10 protein-coding genes and 1 tRNA gene are annotated in these 15,942 nt (G+C 58.5%); 6 read left to right on the forward strand and 5 right to left on the reverse strand.

Translation table 11 applies throughout. The features are described 5' to 3' along the window. Nucleotides 1-438: 438 nt before the first annotated feature. Both VEG30_06195 and VEG30_06200 read right to left on the reverse strand, forming a co-directional pair. Entirely contained in the window at nt 439-921 is a 483-nt protein-coding gene (locus VEG30_06195) for a hypothetical protein (protein HXZ79502.1), read from the reverse strand. A 435-nt stretch (nt 922-1,356) separates the two neighbouring features. Beyond that, entirely contained in the window at nt 1,357-2,817 is a 1,461-nt protein-coding gene (locus tag VEG30_06200; GenBank protein ID HXZ79503.1) for a hypothetical protein, read from the reverse strand. Nucleotides 2,818-3,051: 234 nt separating this feature from the next. Here VEG30_06200 and VEG30_06205 point away from each other — a divergent pair, with 234 nt between their 5' ends. Both VEG30_06205 and VEG30_06210 read left to right on the forward strand, forming a co-directional pair. After that, nucleotides 3,052-3,222 carry a hypothetical protein gene (locus VEG30_06205; protein HXZ79504.1) on the forward strand — a complete coding sequence of 57 codons (171 nt, stop codon included), beginning with the start codon at nt 3,052-3,054 and terminating at the stop codon, nt 3,220-3,222. 424 nt (nt 3,223-3,646) lie between these two features. After that, nucleotides 3,647-4,540 (forward strand): hypothetical protein, encoded by an 894-nt coding sequence (locus VEG30_06210; protein HXZ79505.1) that lies wholly within the window; start codon nt 3,647-3,649, stop codon nt 4,538-4,540. Nucleotides 4,541-4,944: 404 nt separating this feature from the next. On the opposite strand, the gene VEG30_06215 is transcribed toward VEG30_06210, so the two are convergent. Continuing rightward, on the reverse strand, nt 4,945-6,396 hold the full coding sequence (locus tag VEG30_06215; protein HXZ79506.1) for a hypothetical protein: 1,452 nt from the start codon (nt 6,394-6,396) through the stop codon (nt 4,945-4,947). Here VEG30_06215 and VEG30_06220 point away from each other — a divergent pair. Together VEG30_06220 and mgtE are read left to right on the forward strand one after the other, a co-directional pair. Further along, a complete protein-coding gene (locus VEG30_06220) occupies nt 6,380-9,097 on the forward strand; it encodes a M1 family aminopeptidase (protein ID HXZ79507.1) in 2,718 nt (905 codons plus the stop codon). The genes VEG30_06215 and VEG30_06220 overlap by 17 nt on opposite strands. 319 nt (nt 9,098-9,416) lie before the next feature. Next, the gene (gene mgtE, locus VEG30_06225) at nt 9,417-10,736 is read left to right on the forward strand and encodes a magnesium transporter (GenBank protein ID HXZ79508.1); all 1,320 of its coding nucleotides are present in this window, start codon (nt 9,417-9,419) and stop codon (nt 10,734-10,736) included. A 180-nt stretch (nt 10,737-10,916) separates the two neighbouring features. Here mgtE and VEG30_06230 read toward each other — a convergent pair whose 3' ends face one another. Next, nucleotides 10,917-12,374, reverse strand: a complete 1,458-nt coding sequence (locus VEG30_06230) for a hypothetical protein (protein ID HXZ79509.1) — start codon at nt 12,372-12,374, stop codon at nt 10,917-10,919. 10 nt (nt 12,375-12,384) lie between these two features. Beyond that, complete coding sequence (locus VEG30_06235; GenBank protein HXZ79510.1) at nt 12,385-14,082, reverse strand: NAD(P)/FAD-dependent oxidoreductase; 1,698 nt, start codon at nt 14,080-14,082, stop codon at nt 12,385-12,387. 341 nt (nt 14,083-14,423) lie between these two features. Here VEG30_06235 and VEG30_06240 point away from each other — a divergent pair. After that, nucleotides 14,424-14,516: transfer RNA gene (locus tag VEG30_06240), tRNA-Ser, on the forward strand. A 150-nt stretch (nt 14,517-14,666) separates the two neighbouring features. Beyond that, a complete protein-coding gene (locus VEG30_06245) occupies nt 14,667-15,917 on the forward strand; it encodes a beta-ketoacyl-[acyl-carrier-protein] synthase family protein (protein HXZ79511.1) in 1,251 nt (416 codons plus the stop codon). Nucleotides 15,918-15,942: the final 25 nt, after the last annotated feature.

Genomic DNA, 15,942 nt, shown 5'->3' on the forward strand with positions numbered 1-15,942 from the left:
CGCCACGCTAATGCACTCCGTTACTCTTGGAGTACACAGGAGCAGCGTCGGAACTGACGGCTTAACTTCCCCGTCGCGACGAGCATCGCTCATGCTCACCGCTTTACGTCAGTCGTCATCTGACGAACGACTCAATCATGGAAGCGTTATCTGCGAAGGAACAGTTTTTTCAAAGAACCTGCCGAATAGCCGTAACGACTATCCGACACGGAACATAAACGAACTCACTAAGGGTTGTCAAGAAAAATGACACAGTGTTATTTTTATTGAGAAGCTGAGACCGTCGGTAAATTCAGGAACGTGAGACGATGCTATTAACCCGTACCCAAAAAGCGGCGAGGGGGGTCGACAATTTTTCCCGAAGGATACCTCCCCCGTCAAACGATTGAGGGGCTTCCTCGCTGTTTCTAACATGGAGGGAGCGGTCCGGCTGTTCTATCAAACTGGCAGTTCTGAAGGCTCGGTGCTGGGGAGGGCAGGTGGCTCGTCACTGGCATCAGCGAGTTGGGGTGTCTGCGGCGGGGGAAGGTCGGGAGCGGTGGCCCTGACGCTCTCGTGGTACTGCTTCAGAAAAGCCGGGGTGGCTTCGGCCAGGGGATGGGGAACGGTCACCAATTTGAAGGAGCGGAGATTAAGCAGGGCGAGCTTGTAGGCGTCGAGGGCGAGACGACAACGTTTGTAGTCCATCTGATTGTTGAGAACGGCGCGAGTGAGCTCGACCAGAGCGAGTTGGATGTCGTGGGGGGTCTCGAGCGTAGGCGGTTCATAGTGTCCGTGGCCAGGCGTGTTTTCCGGCTGGCGAGACTGGGCATGGAAATGGCAATAGTTCTGGCCGCGCTGGACGGGGTTAAGACATTGCGCGCCGCTGGCGAAGATGTGGGCGCAGCGGCGCGCGCCGAAGGCGGATTGCTGGTCGGTCATGGTGCGTCTTCCTTATTTGTTTTTTTGGAGCTGAACCGGCAAACAAAGGACTTAGAGGTACATACCGGATAACAAAGGAGTTAGCGATTTCATGTAAACAGCTTTGTTATCAATGAGTTGCATCGTTCCGGTGAATTTCCAGGTAAATACCGCATTACAAAGCGGTTATGTCTGCCGGCGTGTCGCCGTGGACGACAGCGGAAGCAGTAATTTTGTTCTGGATCGTCTATATCCAGTGTAGCGAATTGAAAGGAGTAATTGGGACATTGAGCGCAGGGATATATGTGCCTGCGGGTCAAGGGGATGGAGGTAAATAGTCGTGCGAGGGGGCTTGACAAGTCCGGTGGGAGAATGGGGCAGGCGGCGGGCAGACTTTGCTTAGCGGTGGAACTGCCCCACTCAAGCCAAAAGAGGGCTTGAGTGGGCCAGGCGCCACTAAAACCCCACCTCGCGCAATATCTGTTGAAAACGGGCGCTATCGCGCACGAAGTCCCACATCGGATGCGTCTTCATTTGACGCAGATTTCTGTCCCGCCCTTTGATAGCCAGTTCCAGCTGGCGGTAGCCATTTTCGAAGTCTCCCGTCCTGAAATATGCGTATCCCAAGAGACAATGGTCATCCGCCTGGGTGTCCAGGCGGTCTCGCAGCAATGCGCCCCAGTATCCTTTGGGACCTTGGCTGCGTAGCGCAGTCCGTAACTTTCTGGCGAAAACTTTAGCTTGCTCTTGGGTCATAGCGCCAGGCTCAGGATGCGCCTCAAGCTCGTCAATCGCCTCCGCGTACCGGCCCAGGAGTTGATACGTTTCGGACACATGAAGCGCGGTAACGTAATTATCCGGATAAAGCTCCCGGGTTCGTTTCGCCTGCTTGAATACGTCGTCGTAGCGTCTTGCAATCATGAACATTTTCTCTTCGGTCCCGCTGATTCGACTTGAGAGTGGGTCCAACTCTTCTGCTAACTGGGCTTCTGCAAGGCCCTCCTCAACCCGACCAATCTGTGCGAGGAAAAGCCCGTATTTCATATGCGTGCCGGCATTGCCTCGATCGGTTTTCAATGCCTCTTGAAATTCCTCTGCGGCGCCAGACGTGTCCCAATCGTAAATATGTTTCACCCAAGCTAGCTGCTCATGTGCACCGGGTACCGAACTGTCGAAACTCAAAGCTTTCGCAGCTGCCTCGCGCACATGCGGCCACTCGCCCTCCGCCTCCTGGCATCCCCAGGTTCCAAATAGACTATGGGCGTCAGCCAGACCAACATACGCCGCGGCATAGTCGGGCTGAAGGCGGATTGCCTCCTGATAAAGTTCCACCGCCTTCAACATAGCTGTCTCGTTCCATTCCGCAGCATACTGTCGGGCTCTCAGGTAGAGGTCGTGCGCTTGAGGATTGACGGGCTTTGCAGCCGTTAACAGCCTTTCTTGCTCTGGAGCGATCTTGGTTGATACTTGCAACGCAACATCGTGGGCTATCTCCTCCTGCTGGCGCAGCACATCATTCAAGGAACTGTGGTATTCGCCAGCCCATAAATGCCGATCCGCACGTGCATCAATCAACTGCACAGTAATTCGAATCGTGTCCGCCGAACGGGCTATTGAACCCTCGACGACCGCATCGACATCGAGGACGCGCGCAATTTCCTGTATCGGCTTCTGCACTCCTTTGAACTGCATGACAGAAGTTCGCGATGTCACCCGGAGGTCAGTCAGTTGGGCCAGTGTCGTGATCAGTTCCTCAGTTGTTCCGTCAACAAAATATTCCTGCCCCGGATCGCCTGACAGGTTCTGCAGGGGTAAGACGGCCAAGGAATGAATCTGGGGCTTGCTGGCACGCGCCAACCAGCGATTACGCAGGTTGTGAGCCTTGAGTCCTATTACCACAACCGCGATGACAATCATCCCCGTTAGCAGCAGACCCGTGCGCTGTAAGCGGCTGGCTGGGGAGCTACGGCTATCCCTGGGCGGTGTACTTGCGATTGCTGGGCCGGCCGCCGCATCGTCTGACTGCTCCGCAGTTCGGTCGACGAGGGTATTCGATGAGCCCGTGTCTGTCGGAACCCGATTCCCATTATTTCGCCCCGCATGAATCCCGTTTAGAGAAGCTATGAAACGGTACCCCTTGCCAGTAACGGTTTGGACGAAGCGCGGCTGACCGGGATCATCGCGCAGGACATTGCGCACCTTGCGGACAGCAGTGTTTATGCTGTGCTCAGTGTCGACGAAAACAGCGGTACCCCACAGACGGTCTATGATTTCCTGCCGCGTGACCAGATGACCGTCCTTTTCGACCAGCAGGATCAGTAACTCCATCGGGAGCTTTTCCAGCTTGAGGCGGCGTCCGTCACGCAGCAACTCGTAGCGGTCGCAATCGAGCACGAATTCGTCGAATTTGATCAACCCTAATGACACGGAGCGGCGCACCTAGGGGGGGCTGAAGTATATCATTCGATTCTCGGTAAATCCCCGTAAATGTCATATATTCAATATCTTCTCGCCTCACCACTTCTTCACCATCAATTCACCACTTCTGCATGGACCCAATGGCGAGCCCGCCGTAAAACTCCCGCCTCAGCAGGCGGTTCAAGTGAAGCAGGCAAGGCATCGAGCAGGCGAATGTGACATTAGCCGACAAACCTAACGTCACTCGCGAACTCGAGGCGGGGCGTGACTTACGCTTGGCCAAGCAAATCGAAAGCGTGACTCTGGAGAGGAAGATATGAAAGAAGATATGAAAACAGTTGTCCTACTCGTGTGCATTTTGTTGTTGTCTGTTGCGGCCTATGCTCAATTCACGTTCACCAACATTGACTGTCCCGGAGCCACAAACACCACAGCCCGCGGCATCAACAATCACGGCGAGATCGTTGGCAGAGCGGGAACTTCACCAAATCCACCCCATGCCGTGCTGATCAGCAACGGTCAATGCACTCCCCTTGCTCCAACCACTGTCTTGGGGACGCACCGCAGTGAAGCGTTCAAGAACAACGATCGTGGCGATGTGGTGGGAATTTACTTCGACGATGACGGCTTCTTTCACGGATTCCTGCTCTCGAAAAAGGGTGTATTGACGACGCTCGATTTCCCCGGGGCTAGCGAGACTTATGCTTGGGGCATCAGCGAATCGGGCACGGTCGTCGGGTGGTGGGATATCCTGGACGCTAACTTCGACCTTGTCGCTGCGCACGGTTTTACCTGGGATGGCGGCAGTTTTACTCAAGTGGACTTCCCCGGTTCTGGGGACACCCAGGTAGATGGCATCAACGCCCGTGGCGACTTGGTGGGCGTATGGGACTCTGGTCCCAATACGGCCGGGCATGGGTTCGTAGAGTCTAAGCACGGACAATTCATCAACTTCGATGTTCCGGTAGCCGGAGCGACGTACACTCAGTTGGACGACATCAACGCAAACGGTCAAATTATTGGGGTGTATGTTGACGCCGCTGGTAACGAGCACGGGTTCCTTCAAGCTGGAGCGACGTTCACCAGTCTCGACTACCCTGGCGCAGGATTCACCTCGGTCTGGGGCATCAACAGCGCTGGCCTGATCGTCGGCAACCACTATGACGCTGCGGATGCCAGCACTCCGGCGCATGGCTTCTTGGCAGTACCTTTGAAGAAATAGCCGGGTTCTTGAAACTAGAATTAGTCGGCAGGGCGGTTGCCCTTGGACATCTCCAAAGTCCGCCCTGTTTTGCGTTGAACGAGATAAGGTACAACGAGACGCACCCCCGGCTTCTCCTCAGAGCGAACGCAGGGAGATTTGGGGTTGCGAAGGATGTCAATCACGGCGTCGAGATTCCAGGGCTTCCGCGCAGCATAAAGTATCTTTGACTCATTTAGCTTTTGAGTGATCGCCAAGGGCTTCATGCCGGGTGCCCCAGGTCTCGCGCTTTTCGAGACCTGGGCAGGTTTTCGAGACCTGGGCAGGTTAATGAAAGCTGCTTTCAGTTATCGGGATTCCGACTGACGGCTGAATGCTGACGACCGCTCTACGGATTACCCGATCACAATTCGTACAGTCTGGCCCTAGTCTCCCTGAGCGGGGTACTTCTCCGCCAGATAGTGTCCCAGGTCCTCATCCAGTTGGGCGTAGCCGTTATGCAGGACGTCCCGCAGCGCCTGCTCGGTAGAGGCGCCCTGGCCCAGGCGTTCGAGAATCCGGCGGACATCCGACATACCGTACTTCTCGCGGATGTATTCCACCGCGGCCAGGGATTCGTCGTAAGCCAGGAGCGCTTCCGATGCGGACAGCGACATGAACGATCCTTCCAGCGACCGCAGGGGCAAGAATACTTGCCGGCGGTAGAGCGAAGCCAAGCGCAGGCCGCGCGAATCCAGACTCTTGGGCTCGACGCTCTGTGCCAGGCCTTCATTCAACCACTGTGGGCAGCGTCTGCCAGATGCCTGATTGATGAAGGAGTGCGCCAGCTCATGTTTCAGCACCCGCGCCAATGCGGGGGTGATGGAATTCACGCCTTGCACCGGGATGCGCAGCTTGCCGTCGTTGATCGCGCCTGTCCAGGTGGGCGCCTGGGTTACATCGAAGAACGCCTGCTCGGTGTAGAGCACGACCGGAATATTCTGGTAGGGCGTTATGCCCAGTTCGCCGGCGAGATCGCTGTAGTCTTCCTCCAGCACATTGATGATTTGCTCGCGCAGTTCAGGATTGGTCTTGGAACCTTCGTAGCGCAGCGTGAAGTGGCCGGTGTCGTTCTCCGTGAAGCTGGCTTCGGCCGCCTTCTCCCGCCTGGCCTTGGCCAGCACGGCTTCCAGCTTGGGATCAGGATGCAACCGCAGGGCGTGTTCCCAGGCGGGAATCGCATCGCGTGTGCGGTCGGAGTTGAAATAGGCGTAGCCCAGGATGGTATAAGCATCGGCAGAGTCCGGCGCCGCCTGGGTGGCGCGTTCAGCGTAACCGACCGCTTCCCGGGCGCGCGACAGTTGGATGAGAAGAGCGGCGTAGTTGGTGAGAATCACCGGATGATCTGGCAGGAAACCCAACGCGCGCTCGAAATACATGCGCGCCTGATCGCGATTGCCGTGTTCGAGCTCAAACCGGCCGGCGATGAAGTAGGCAGCGCCAGCCATGTCGGGTTTAGCGGACTCCAGCTCGTAAAGAGCAGAAGGATCCACTTTTCCATCACGGACCACTTTCTTGCCCAGGTCGCCGGCCCAGGCAACGTCAGGCGGAGGCACATCCGGAGCCGCCTTGGGACTTCCCAGATCCTGGCGGGGCGCGCCGGAGACAGGCGCCGCAGGATCCGCGGGGCCGCCGATAAGAGGCTCGCCGTCCTTGTCAATTCGCTCAACGACGATTTTAGGGATACGATAAGTGTTGTCACCGATCTGGTATTCGATGCGTCCGTTCTTTTCCTGAGCGCTATCGGCAACGATGACGCGTCCGTTTTTGAGATGGATGGTGTCTGCCCGGACGGCAGGCGTAAGCAGTAACAAGAAGGGAATGAGAGCCCTGCGCACAACGGCAAATTTTAACAAACGCGGACCTGGGAGCTGGGTAACCGGCGGTCTGCTACTTCTGGTACTAGTTAGCGGGGCGATGGCGCTTGGGCCCGCGGGCTGGCAGGACACGCAGAATGCTCTTTATCCCGAGCCGGTGTCACCCTGGCCCCCGGAGGCGCAGCGCATCGGCAGTTCGCGGGTGATGGCCAGCAACCCGGGAGGCACGCCAAGTCCCTCGGCGGCCCTGTACAGACAACTGCGGCAGATCGGACTGGACCCGGCCAAGGTATACAAGATCCGCGGCGCCTCGATCGACCGCGAAGACGTCCACATGACTCTGGAGGACGGCGTTATCGCGTTTACCGAAGCCGTGGATGGGCGTGTCACTGGGGCTTTTTTTGAGGGCGAAGGGGAAGTGCTCCTGGTTCCACCGGATCGGGTCGAGAAGCGCTCTCTGGGCTTGTTCACGAAGGCCGCGATCCTGGAAGAGAAATTCACCAGCGCATTTCTACGTTTCAACGATGAAACTGCGGCGGAACTGGATCCCTATCTGCGCACGGCGGAGCAGCCGCAGGAATTCGTCAGCAAGTGGAACGAGACCGTGCAAACCCTGGCTGAATCTGACGCCCTGCGTCTGCTTTTGACGTTCCTGAACGCCAAGACCGGGGCAGACGGGAAGCTGCAACGGGATCCCGGTGATCGCATGCTGCGGGCGCGCCTGGCCGGCACCAGCCTGGGCGTCTTCGATCTCTTCTTCGACACCACCGCGGGTGAACAGATCGTGGTTGGGCAGTTGGTTCACTCGGATAACGGCCTGGCCTACTACAACGTGTGGACAGCGTTTCCCATGCGCTCGAAGCGGATGGTGCTGAGCCAGCGCCGCAAGACTGCGGCTCCGACCAAGACTGCCGCGCGCAGTGCCACGCCAGCTGTGGTTTCGGGTATGCCAGTTGAGGAGCCTGGAGACCGTGTGCGCGTCACCGCCTATAAGATTCGCAGTGAGATCAAACCGCCGACCGATCTGGAAGCCGACGCGCAGCTGTCTATGACGGTTCGCAAGGGTGGCGATCGCGTGCTTTTGTTCGAACTATCGCGCTACCTGAAAGTCAACAAGGTGGAATGCGAGGGAGCGCCAATCGAGTTCCTTCAGAACGAAGCTCTGGAAGGAACGCAGCTGTCAAGACGGGGTAACGATATCGTCGCTGTGGTTTTTGCGGAACGTCTCAAAGCTGGGCAAGACTTGCACTTGCGGTTTACCTACGCGGGCCCGGTGATGTCCGATGCCGGCGGCGGCCTGATGTATGTGGGGGCGCGGGGCATCTGGTACCCAAACCGCGGCATGAGCATGGCGGACTACGACCTGGAATTCAGTTATCCGAGCGACTGGACCCTGGTAGCCACCGGTAAGCGGGTTTCTCAGCAGAATTCTGCAGGGCAGATCGTGGCACATTGGGTGGCGGAGAGGCCCACGCCGCTGGCCGGCTTCAACCTGGGTCACTACTCGCATGCCCAGGCCACGGCTGGCCAGGTTGCGGTAGAGGTTTATGCCGCCCCGGGCATGGAGCGCAGCTTCCCCACACAGCAGACGGTTCTTCTTCCCCCGCCGCTGCCTCCGGTGTTTCCCCGTGAGCAGCGGGTTGAAGCTGCGGTGGTGACCAGAGCCGCACCGGCTCCCGCCAGCAATGCGCAGATGGTGGCGGAAAGAATCAGCAGGGGAGTGGAGCAGCTTTCGCAAGAGATGGGTCCCTATCCTTACGGCTCGCTGACGATCTCACAGATGCCGGGTCGCGCCAGCCAGGGCTGGCCCACGCTGGTTTTTCTTTCCAGTTACGTATTCCTCAATGCACAAGAACGCCAGCAGGCGCGGCTTAGCGACTTTGACTCCATCCTGTTCGGTTCCTTAATGCCTGTGCACGAGACGGCTCACCAGTGGTGGGGCGACTTAGTCGGATGGAAGAGTTACCGCGACCAGTGGATTGTCGAGGCTCTGGCCAACTATTGTGCCCTCGCCGCCATAGAAAAGAATCAGTCGCGCGACGTGCAGGATGTGCTGAACGAGTACCGCCGCGAGCTGCTGGCGAAGAATAAAGATGGTGACGAGGCCCGCGATGCCGGTCCGGTGACCCTTGGCATACGGCTCTACTCGTCGCTGTTTCACGAGGGCTATGAAAGCATCAGCTACGGCCGCGGCACCTGGCTGCTGCATATGCTGCGCACCATGATGCGCGACGCTGACTCACTCCCCAATTCCCGGTCCTCGCACAAGGATCCGCAGTCGCAGTATGACGAGCCATTCTTTCGCGCGCTGCTCAAACTTCGCCAGCGCTACGAAGGCAAGCAGATCACCGATCGCGAGTTGCAGGAAGCTTTCGAAGAAGAATTGCCCGATTCGCTACGCTACGAAGGCCGGAAATCGCTGGACTGGTTTTTTGACGAATGGGTGAACGGCACTGCGATTCCGCGACTCGAACTGGCCGACGTCAAATATACTGCCTCTGCCGCGGGCACCCAGATTACCGGCAAGATTCGGCAGAAAGAGGCCCCGAACGAGCTAGTGACTTCAGTGCCGGTTTACGGGATCGCCGGGGCGAGCAAAACTCCCACCCTGCTAGGACGAGTATTTGCCGACGGACCCGAAACCACCTTCCACCTCACGGGACCCGCAGGTACCCATAAGCTGGTGCTCGATCCGTATCAAACCGTTCTCACCCGGCCCTAAGGATGTGGGCACGGTCCTGTGCTCAGCCACAGTTTGTAGCCCCGTCTTCATTGCGCCTTCTTCCACACTAGATCTCTGCCTTGCCTGCGATGAGAAAATCCTCTGATTTTGCCCTCGGCCGTCCCCTGAAAGGTCTTCCATCCTCGGGTGCCCGGCAAGGAATAACACTTCTCGGGCCTCGGTATTCCGGTCCACGGCGGGCTTGCCTCGCGGCATCCACCAGGCGATCCCCTTCGCACCCCAACCTGTTCTTAACAATCCTGTCGTAGTATGAGCGGGCCGCGCGGCACCTGCCAGCTTCGAATGGGGGGAAGACCACATGGCTACCCAACTCGCAACGCCCTCTGCGGTCGATCAGCTTTGGGACCGCTGGCCATATCTCTCGCATGCTGAGCGCCTGAAACAATTTCGTGAAATGCATACCGGGGAGAAGGCCAATTTCTTCCTCGCTCTGAGTCCCCATGACCAAGCCTTTATCTTGTTCGGCCTGCCCGAGGAACAGCGTCACGTGTGGTTGCGTATACTCCCGCCCGACGATGCTGCCGACTTGATTCAAGAAGCTGGGCCGGAATGGCGGGACAAGCTGCTAGCCCTCCTCGACGAACCCACGCGGAAGGAAGTGCTTGCCCTGTTAGCGTACAAGGAGGACGAAGCCGGCGGCCTGATGAATCCGCGCTTCGCGCGCCTGCGTCCCGACATCACGGTCGATGTCGCGGTTTCCTATCTGCGTAAAGAGGCCCCCAGCGTGGTCACGATGTACTACGGCTACGTTCTTGATCAGGATCAGCATCTGTTAGGCGTGGTCTCAGTGCGGCAGCTCTTCACGGCCGGGCCGGGCAAGCTGGTGAAGGAAATCATGACTACGAAGGACCTTGTGTTCGTAAGGCCCGAGACCGAGCAGGAGGAAGTCGCCCGGGTGGTGCGCGACAACCGCCTATTGGCCGTTCCCGTGCTTGATGTCGAGCGACGCATGGTGGGTATCGTCACGGTTGACGACATCGTAGACGTGGTCGAGGAACGGGCCAGCCGCGACATCCAGAACATCGGCGGCATGGAGGCCCTCGATACCCCATACATGCACACGGCGATTCACGAAATGGTCAAAAAGCGTGCCGGATGGTTGGCGATCCTCTTTGTGGGCGAGATGTTCACCGCAACTGCGATGAGCTTCTTCGAGGATGAGATCGCCAAGGCGGTCGTGCTGGCGTTGTTTCTTCCGCTCATCATCAGCAGCGGAGGCAACTCCGGGTCCCAGGCAACGTCGCTCATCATTCAGGCCATGGCTCTAGGGGACGTCAAACTGCGCGACTGGTTCCAGGTGATTCGCCGCGAGCTGGTCTCCGGCGTGGCCTTAGGTATGATTCTGGGCGCCATCGGAATGACGCGCATTTTTCTCTGGCAAAGGGTGTTCGGGACCTACGGAGCACATACTCCGATCCTTGCCTTAACCATCTTCCTGGCGCTGATCGGAGTGGTAACGTTCGGGACGCTCGCCGGTTCGATGCTGCCGTTCATACTACGGCGGCTTGGACTGAATCCCGCAAGCGCCTCAGCTCCATTCGTCGCCACCCTGGTCGACGTGACCGGACTCATCATTTACTTCACCATTGCAAATTTCATCATGTTGCGGCACCTGTAGCGGTTGCGGAATTCGTGATGGTCTGGATTTGTCATCTTGAGCGAGGGCCGGGTACACCTCACCCGGTGCGCGTCGAAGGACCTTGCGTCCGTCCAATCGCCGTCCTTGAAGTATGGTTATTCTTGCGAAAGGTTGGAATTTCGAGGCGCTGCCGCGACAGATCTGGCGCGCCCGCTTTCGCTATCCCAGCAGAATCGGCAGCAGCACACCCAATCCCAGCACGAATAACCACAATGCCGGGGCCGGCGTGCCGACCGGGCGGACGCGGCGCTGCTCTCTCATCGCGATCCGCGGATCCAGTAACAGCCATCGCATGTATCGCCGCTCGAGCAGAAGGAAGACAAAAGCCGTGGTCGCACCGTAGATGAGGTGACCGGGAAGGGATGGAAGCAGAGCCGACGCCGCTTCGGTGCGCCAATCGCATTGTCCGGTTAATGCCAGCGGAAGGAGAGTCATCGGACCCAGATACCACCAGATCAGACCGAACAGCCATCCCCATCCAATCCCGAGTCCCAAGCTAGGAGCCTCGTTGCGAAACAGCAAGCCGTAGGTCATGCCAATTCCAGCGCTGACCAGTAGATGAACGACTACACCGCGCAAGCCGAGCAGTTGAGTGTCCAGACCAGCAACTCTGGAGACCACGCCTGTCGCCAGCATCACCGGGCTCGAAACCAGTCCGCCAGCCAATCCCGCCAGCGCTCCCCACTCGAGTGACCTGATCACGCGCAGCCCTGGCCCTTCCGCCTCCCGGTTCAGGGGGTCCGACTGTATGAACAAACGCAACCAGAGGCGGTCGAGGGTGGCGTAAGTGACGCCCAGGATCAGTCCGTAGATGATGTGCCCTACTAGCGCGCCAAAAAGTGCGCTGCCCTGTTCAGCGGACCAGTCCAATGGAATGTGTCCGAGGAGCGGCCACAATGTGAGTGGACCCAGGAACCAGCAGAAGATGGCATAGCCCACTCCCCATCCCATGCAGGAGCCGTAGCCGCGCACATCTTTTTGGAATAGCAAGCCGAACGTAACACCCATGAGCAGCGCAATCGCGAACTGCCAGCTCATGTTCGCCGCGCGCGAGCTCAATTCGGGACCACCGGCTACCAACGGGAAAAATTCTCCCACCGACATCCACTGATTGAAAACGAATCCTCCCAACATTCCCGCAAGGCCGCCAGCCATGATGGCCCGCCCCCAACGAAACTTCGCCTGATCTGCATCACGCTGCAAGCTGCGCCTGAATCCCAGCGTCACCCCGACCGGCATTCCCAGGCAGATCAGGTAAGCCACCAGCGCCGGAAATTGCTGGCGAACATCCTGCAACATGGCCGTAGAATGCTCTGATCGGACGAGAAGTGGAACGATCCCGGCAGGCAACATCAGCCAAAGCAGAAACGCCGCGCCAAGACCCCAGATCAAACCCGCTCCCGGACTGCTGGCACGGTCGGCAAAGAAGAAGCCGAAGATCAGCCCAAATACCGCGCCCAACAACATGTTCTGCAGGAGCGAGTGGGTCAACAGCGCGCTTTGCGCGACCCCGCCTGCGATCCCTACTGCCACGCCCAGCAGCGGTGCGCTCCACGCCATCGTGCGACGATGCGTACCCAGTCCAACCGTCATAAGGGAAGTCTCTGATGCTGCCATCGAAGCGCTCCTACCGCAAATCAATTGTCTGCACAATATCGCGCGGGAAGAACAGCTCCACCGTCCAATCCATGAGCACTCGAATCTTGCGCTCCAGTCCGGGCAGTTTCGAAAGGTAAATGCCGCGCCACATCAGCCACGCCAGCAACCCCGAGAAGCGCAGCGACTTGCTCCGCGCGAAGGGCACAGTGAGCTCGGCACAGGCGGTCTGGTGCCCCACCACGCAGAGTGCGCCAAGAGAATCGAAATGAAAACCTTGTGGCGGCCGTTCTTCCAGTTCAGCACGGATATTTCTTGCCAGCACCGCTGCCTCACGCAGCGCGAACTGGGCAGTAGGCGGGCAGGGCTTGCCCGACCTGGCGTCCACGACTGCCGCGCAATCTCCCAGCGCCCAAACTCCCGGATGTCCGGGAACAGCCAGAGTTGGTTTGACCACCACTGCACCGCGTTTATCGCGTTCCAGCGGCAGCGATTTCAGAAGCGGATTAGGGGCAGTCCCCGCGGTCCACACCAGCGTCTCAGCCGGAACCGGTCCATCGCTCAGCATCACCATTCCCGGCTGCGCGTCGGTGAGCCGGACATTCAGACGGAAAGTTACCCCGCGCGCCTCCATTCTTTTCTGGGCGTAGCGTGCGAGTGACTCACTCAGCTCCGGCAGAATGCGGTCACGCGAATGCACCAGAATTATTTGCAGCTCTTCCGCATGCAGATTGGGATAATCGGCCAGAATCCCATGGGCGAAATCATTCAGCGCGCCTGCCAGTTCAACTCCGGCAAACCCGCCGCCCGCTACAACGAATGTCAGCAATGGTTTTCGAACCGCGGGGTCCCGCTCCCGATCCGCTCGTTCGAACATCTCGATCACGTGATTGCGAATCCGAATGGCATCCAACAGGCTTTTGAAGTTGAAGGCCAGCTTCTCGATATTGGCCATGCCGAGGTAATTGGAGACTGATCCCAGAGCCAGTACGAGGTGGTCATAAGGCAGCTCACGCCCATCTTCGCCATTGCCGGAAATGTCGGGTTCAAGCACAACGCGCCGGCCCTGCAGATCAATCGCCACCACGCGCCCGCGCATAAACTCCGTACGGTGCAGGCTGCTGCGCAATGGGGTGCTGATGTGACTGGGCTCCAGGCTGCTGCCGGCGACCTCGGCCAGCATCGGTGTAAACAGGAGGGCGTTCGTCTCACTGACCAGCGCAATCGAGACCGAGCGGTCCTGGCGCAGCTCTTCTTCCAGTCGCTCCGCCGTCTTCATTCCTGCAAAGCCGCCACCCAGGATGACAATTCGCGTCTTCACTTCAGGCGCGGCTTCGGCCAACTCTTTCTCCGGACCGAACAACATCGCCGCCAGGTCATTCAGCCCCTGGGTGATCAGGCCTAAAATGGCTCCATACATCACCCATCCGACCAGAGCCGGAAAATGCCCGCGCATTTGTTCAGCGCTCCACTCAGGCTTCTGCGTGGAGAGCAGCGGCACCGCGATTACGCTGATCAGGGCCCAGAGCGGTACACCCAAGGCCGCGGCAGCCATCATTCCATCGACATAGGTTCGGCGGGTCGGACCCAGCGACATGGCATAAGCCGCGCCCAGCGCGAGTCCCAGCACAAATGCCAGCGCCCCGTGACCCAGAGTTGAAACCAGAGCCATAGAGGCAATGGCGCCGGCCACGCTCCCAATTGCCCCTCGCCGGAGATATACGTTCATGAGTTGTTCCTCGCCGAAGATCTCTGCTCCAGAAGATTGCAAACCATTACAGAATACCCACATGATGTACGGCCACAGACATGCGCTGAGATTCGCGCTGCAAAGAAAAGTTCCACCCCAATTCCCTGGACCTGCGGCTGCCGTCCTGCTCAAAAATGCATCCTTTCTGATGGCGAGTCATTTCTGATATCCTTGGCCGTGTGTTAGAGCCCACCGCGCCTGTGTTCAGGAGCATCCAAGGTCAGCATCCTGGCAATAGTTCAAGAATTGTTCAGGATGCCTCCGGTACGAACAGGCGGTTTTGCGATAAGGCCCTCAATAATTAAGGGCTTGTGAGATGCGGAGAGGTGGCCGAGTGGCTGAAGGCGGCGGTTTGCTAAACCGTTGTACGGTCAAAAGCTGTACCGGGGGTTCGAATCCCCCCCTCTCCGCCAGAAACTAAAGGTCCTTCGCTGTGATCAGCATTTCAGCGGCGGGCTCAGACGCGCGCTGGCGCCTCAGGTTCCAATCTGTTCTTGTCCGCTCTGGTTCAGCGCAACGCCCCCCTCTTGAATAATCCCGGTCCCGTGCTGCATAAATAGGCTATGGTGCGGCGTGTGGTAGTGACCGGTATCGGGGCAGTAAGTCCCAACGGCATTGGCCGGGAGGCGTTCTGGAATGCCACCCGCGCCGGAGTGAGTGGTGTGAGGCGCATTAGCCGGTTCAAGCCGGATGAACTCAGGGTTCAAATTGCGGGTGAAGCAGCGGATTTCGCAGAAGAGCAATATCTGGACCCCATCAGCAGACAGCACGTATCGCGTGCCGTGCCACTCGGACTGGCGGCAATTCAAGAAGCGCTAGGTGACGCCGGCATAGAGCACAAGTCCATGACACTGGATGAACTGCGCCGCGTCGGGGTAATGGTCGGATCGGGTGGCGGAAGTCAGGATTTCACCGAGCGGCAATATCAGCTCTACTACGAAGGCAAACACAAGCAGGCCAGCGTTTACGTAATCCCCACCTCCACTATTGGCACGCTGGCTAGTGAATTTTCCATGTATTTCGGTTTCCGCGGACTGAGTCATGTGATCTCGACGGGGTGCACATCGTCAACGGACGCAATCGGCTATGCGGCCCAGCACATTCGATCGGGCCACCTGCACACGATGATTGCGGGAGGAGTAGACGCTCCCATCGCGGAGCTCATCATGCGCGGGTTTATGTTGATGAGAATCCTGACCTCCCGCTGGAACGCGGAGCCGGAGCGTGCTTCGCGGCCATTTTCGCGGGACCGCGATGGCTTCGTGCTGGGTGAGGGCGCCTGGTTCTTTGTGTTGGAGGAGATGGAGCGAGCAAAAGCGCGGGGAGCCAATATCTATGGGGAAATAGCCGGGTACGCTTCGAGCTGCGAAGCTTACCATCGCGTCCGGCTGCAGGAGTGCGGTGAAGAGCCGGCGCGCACGATCCAGATGGCGATTGAGGATGCGGGGGCAGTGCCATCGGCCATCGATTACGTCCATTATCACGGGACCTCCACCGAACTGAACGATCGTATCGAAACACGGGCGATCAAGCTGGCTTTCGAGAAGCACGCCTATCGGCTGGCGGGATCGTCGGTCAAGAGTCTGATTGGACACCCGCAGGGGGCTTGCGGCGCTGCGGGGGTAGCATGCACGCTGCTGGCGATGCGGGATGCGGTTCTCCCCCCAACCATCAACCTCGAGGAGCCCGACCCAGAATGCGACCTGGACTACGTTCCGGAGTGTGGGCGGAAAACAGAGCCGGAATGGGCGGTGTGCAATTGCATCGCGTTTGGCAGCAAGAACTCGGCATTGGTAGTACGCAAGGTGAGCTAAGCGCGTTTCAGGCTGGAGTCGGCTC

Source organism: Terriglobales bacterium (assembly GCA_035624455.1).
Classification (GTDB): domain Bacteria; phylum Acidobacteriota; class Terriglobia; order Terriglobales; family Acidobacteriaceae; genus DASPRM01.

Bases quoted from the DNA above. Each gene is read 5' to 3' on its own strand.
- VEG30_06195 (HXZ79502.1), bottom strand. From the start codon at position 921: ATGACCGACCAGCAATCCGCCTTCGGCGCGCGCCGCTGCGCCCACATC.
- VEG30_06230 (HXZ79509.1), bottom strand. From the start codon at position 12,374: ATGGCAGCATCAGAGACTTCCCTTATGACGGTTGGACTGGGTACGCAT.
- mgtE (HXZ79508.1), top strand. From the start codon at position 9,417: ATGGCTACCCAACTCGCAACGCCCTCTGCGGTCGATCAGCTTTGGGAC.
- VEG30_06245 (HXZ79511.1), top strand. From the start codon at position 14,667: ATGGTGCGGCGTGTGGTAGTGACCGGTATCGGGGCAGTAAGTCCCAAC.
- VEG30_06220 (HXZ79507.1), top strand. From the start codon at position 6,380: ATGAGAGCCCTGCGCACAACGGCAAATTTTAACAAACGCGGACCTGGG.
- VEG30_06235 (HXZ79510.1), bottom strand. From the start codon at position 14,082: ATGAACGTATATCTCCGGCGAGGGGCAATTGGGAGCGTGGCCGGCGCC.
- VEG30_06210 (HXZ79505.1), top strand. From the start codon at position 3,647: ATGAAAACAGTTGTCCTACTCGTGTGCATTTTGTTGTTGTCTGTTGCG.
- VEG30_06200 (HXZ79503.1), bottom strand. From the start codon at position 2,817: ATGATTGTCATCGCGGTTGTGGTAATAGGACTCAAGGCTCACAACCTG.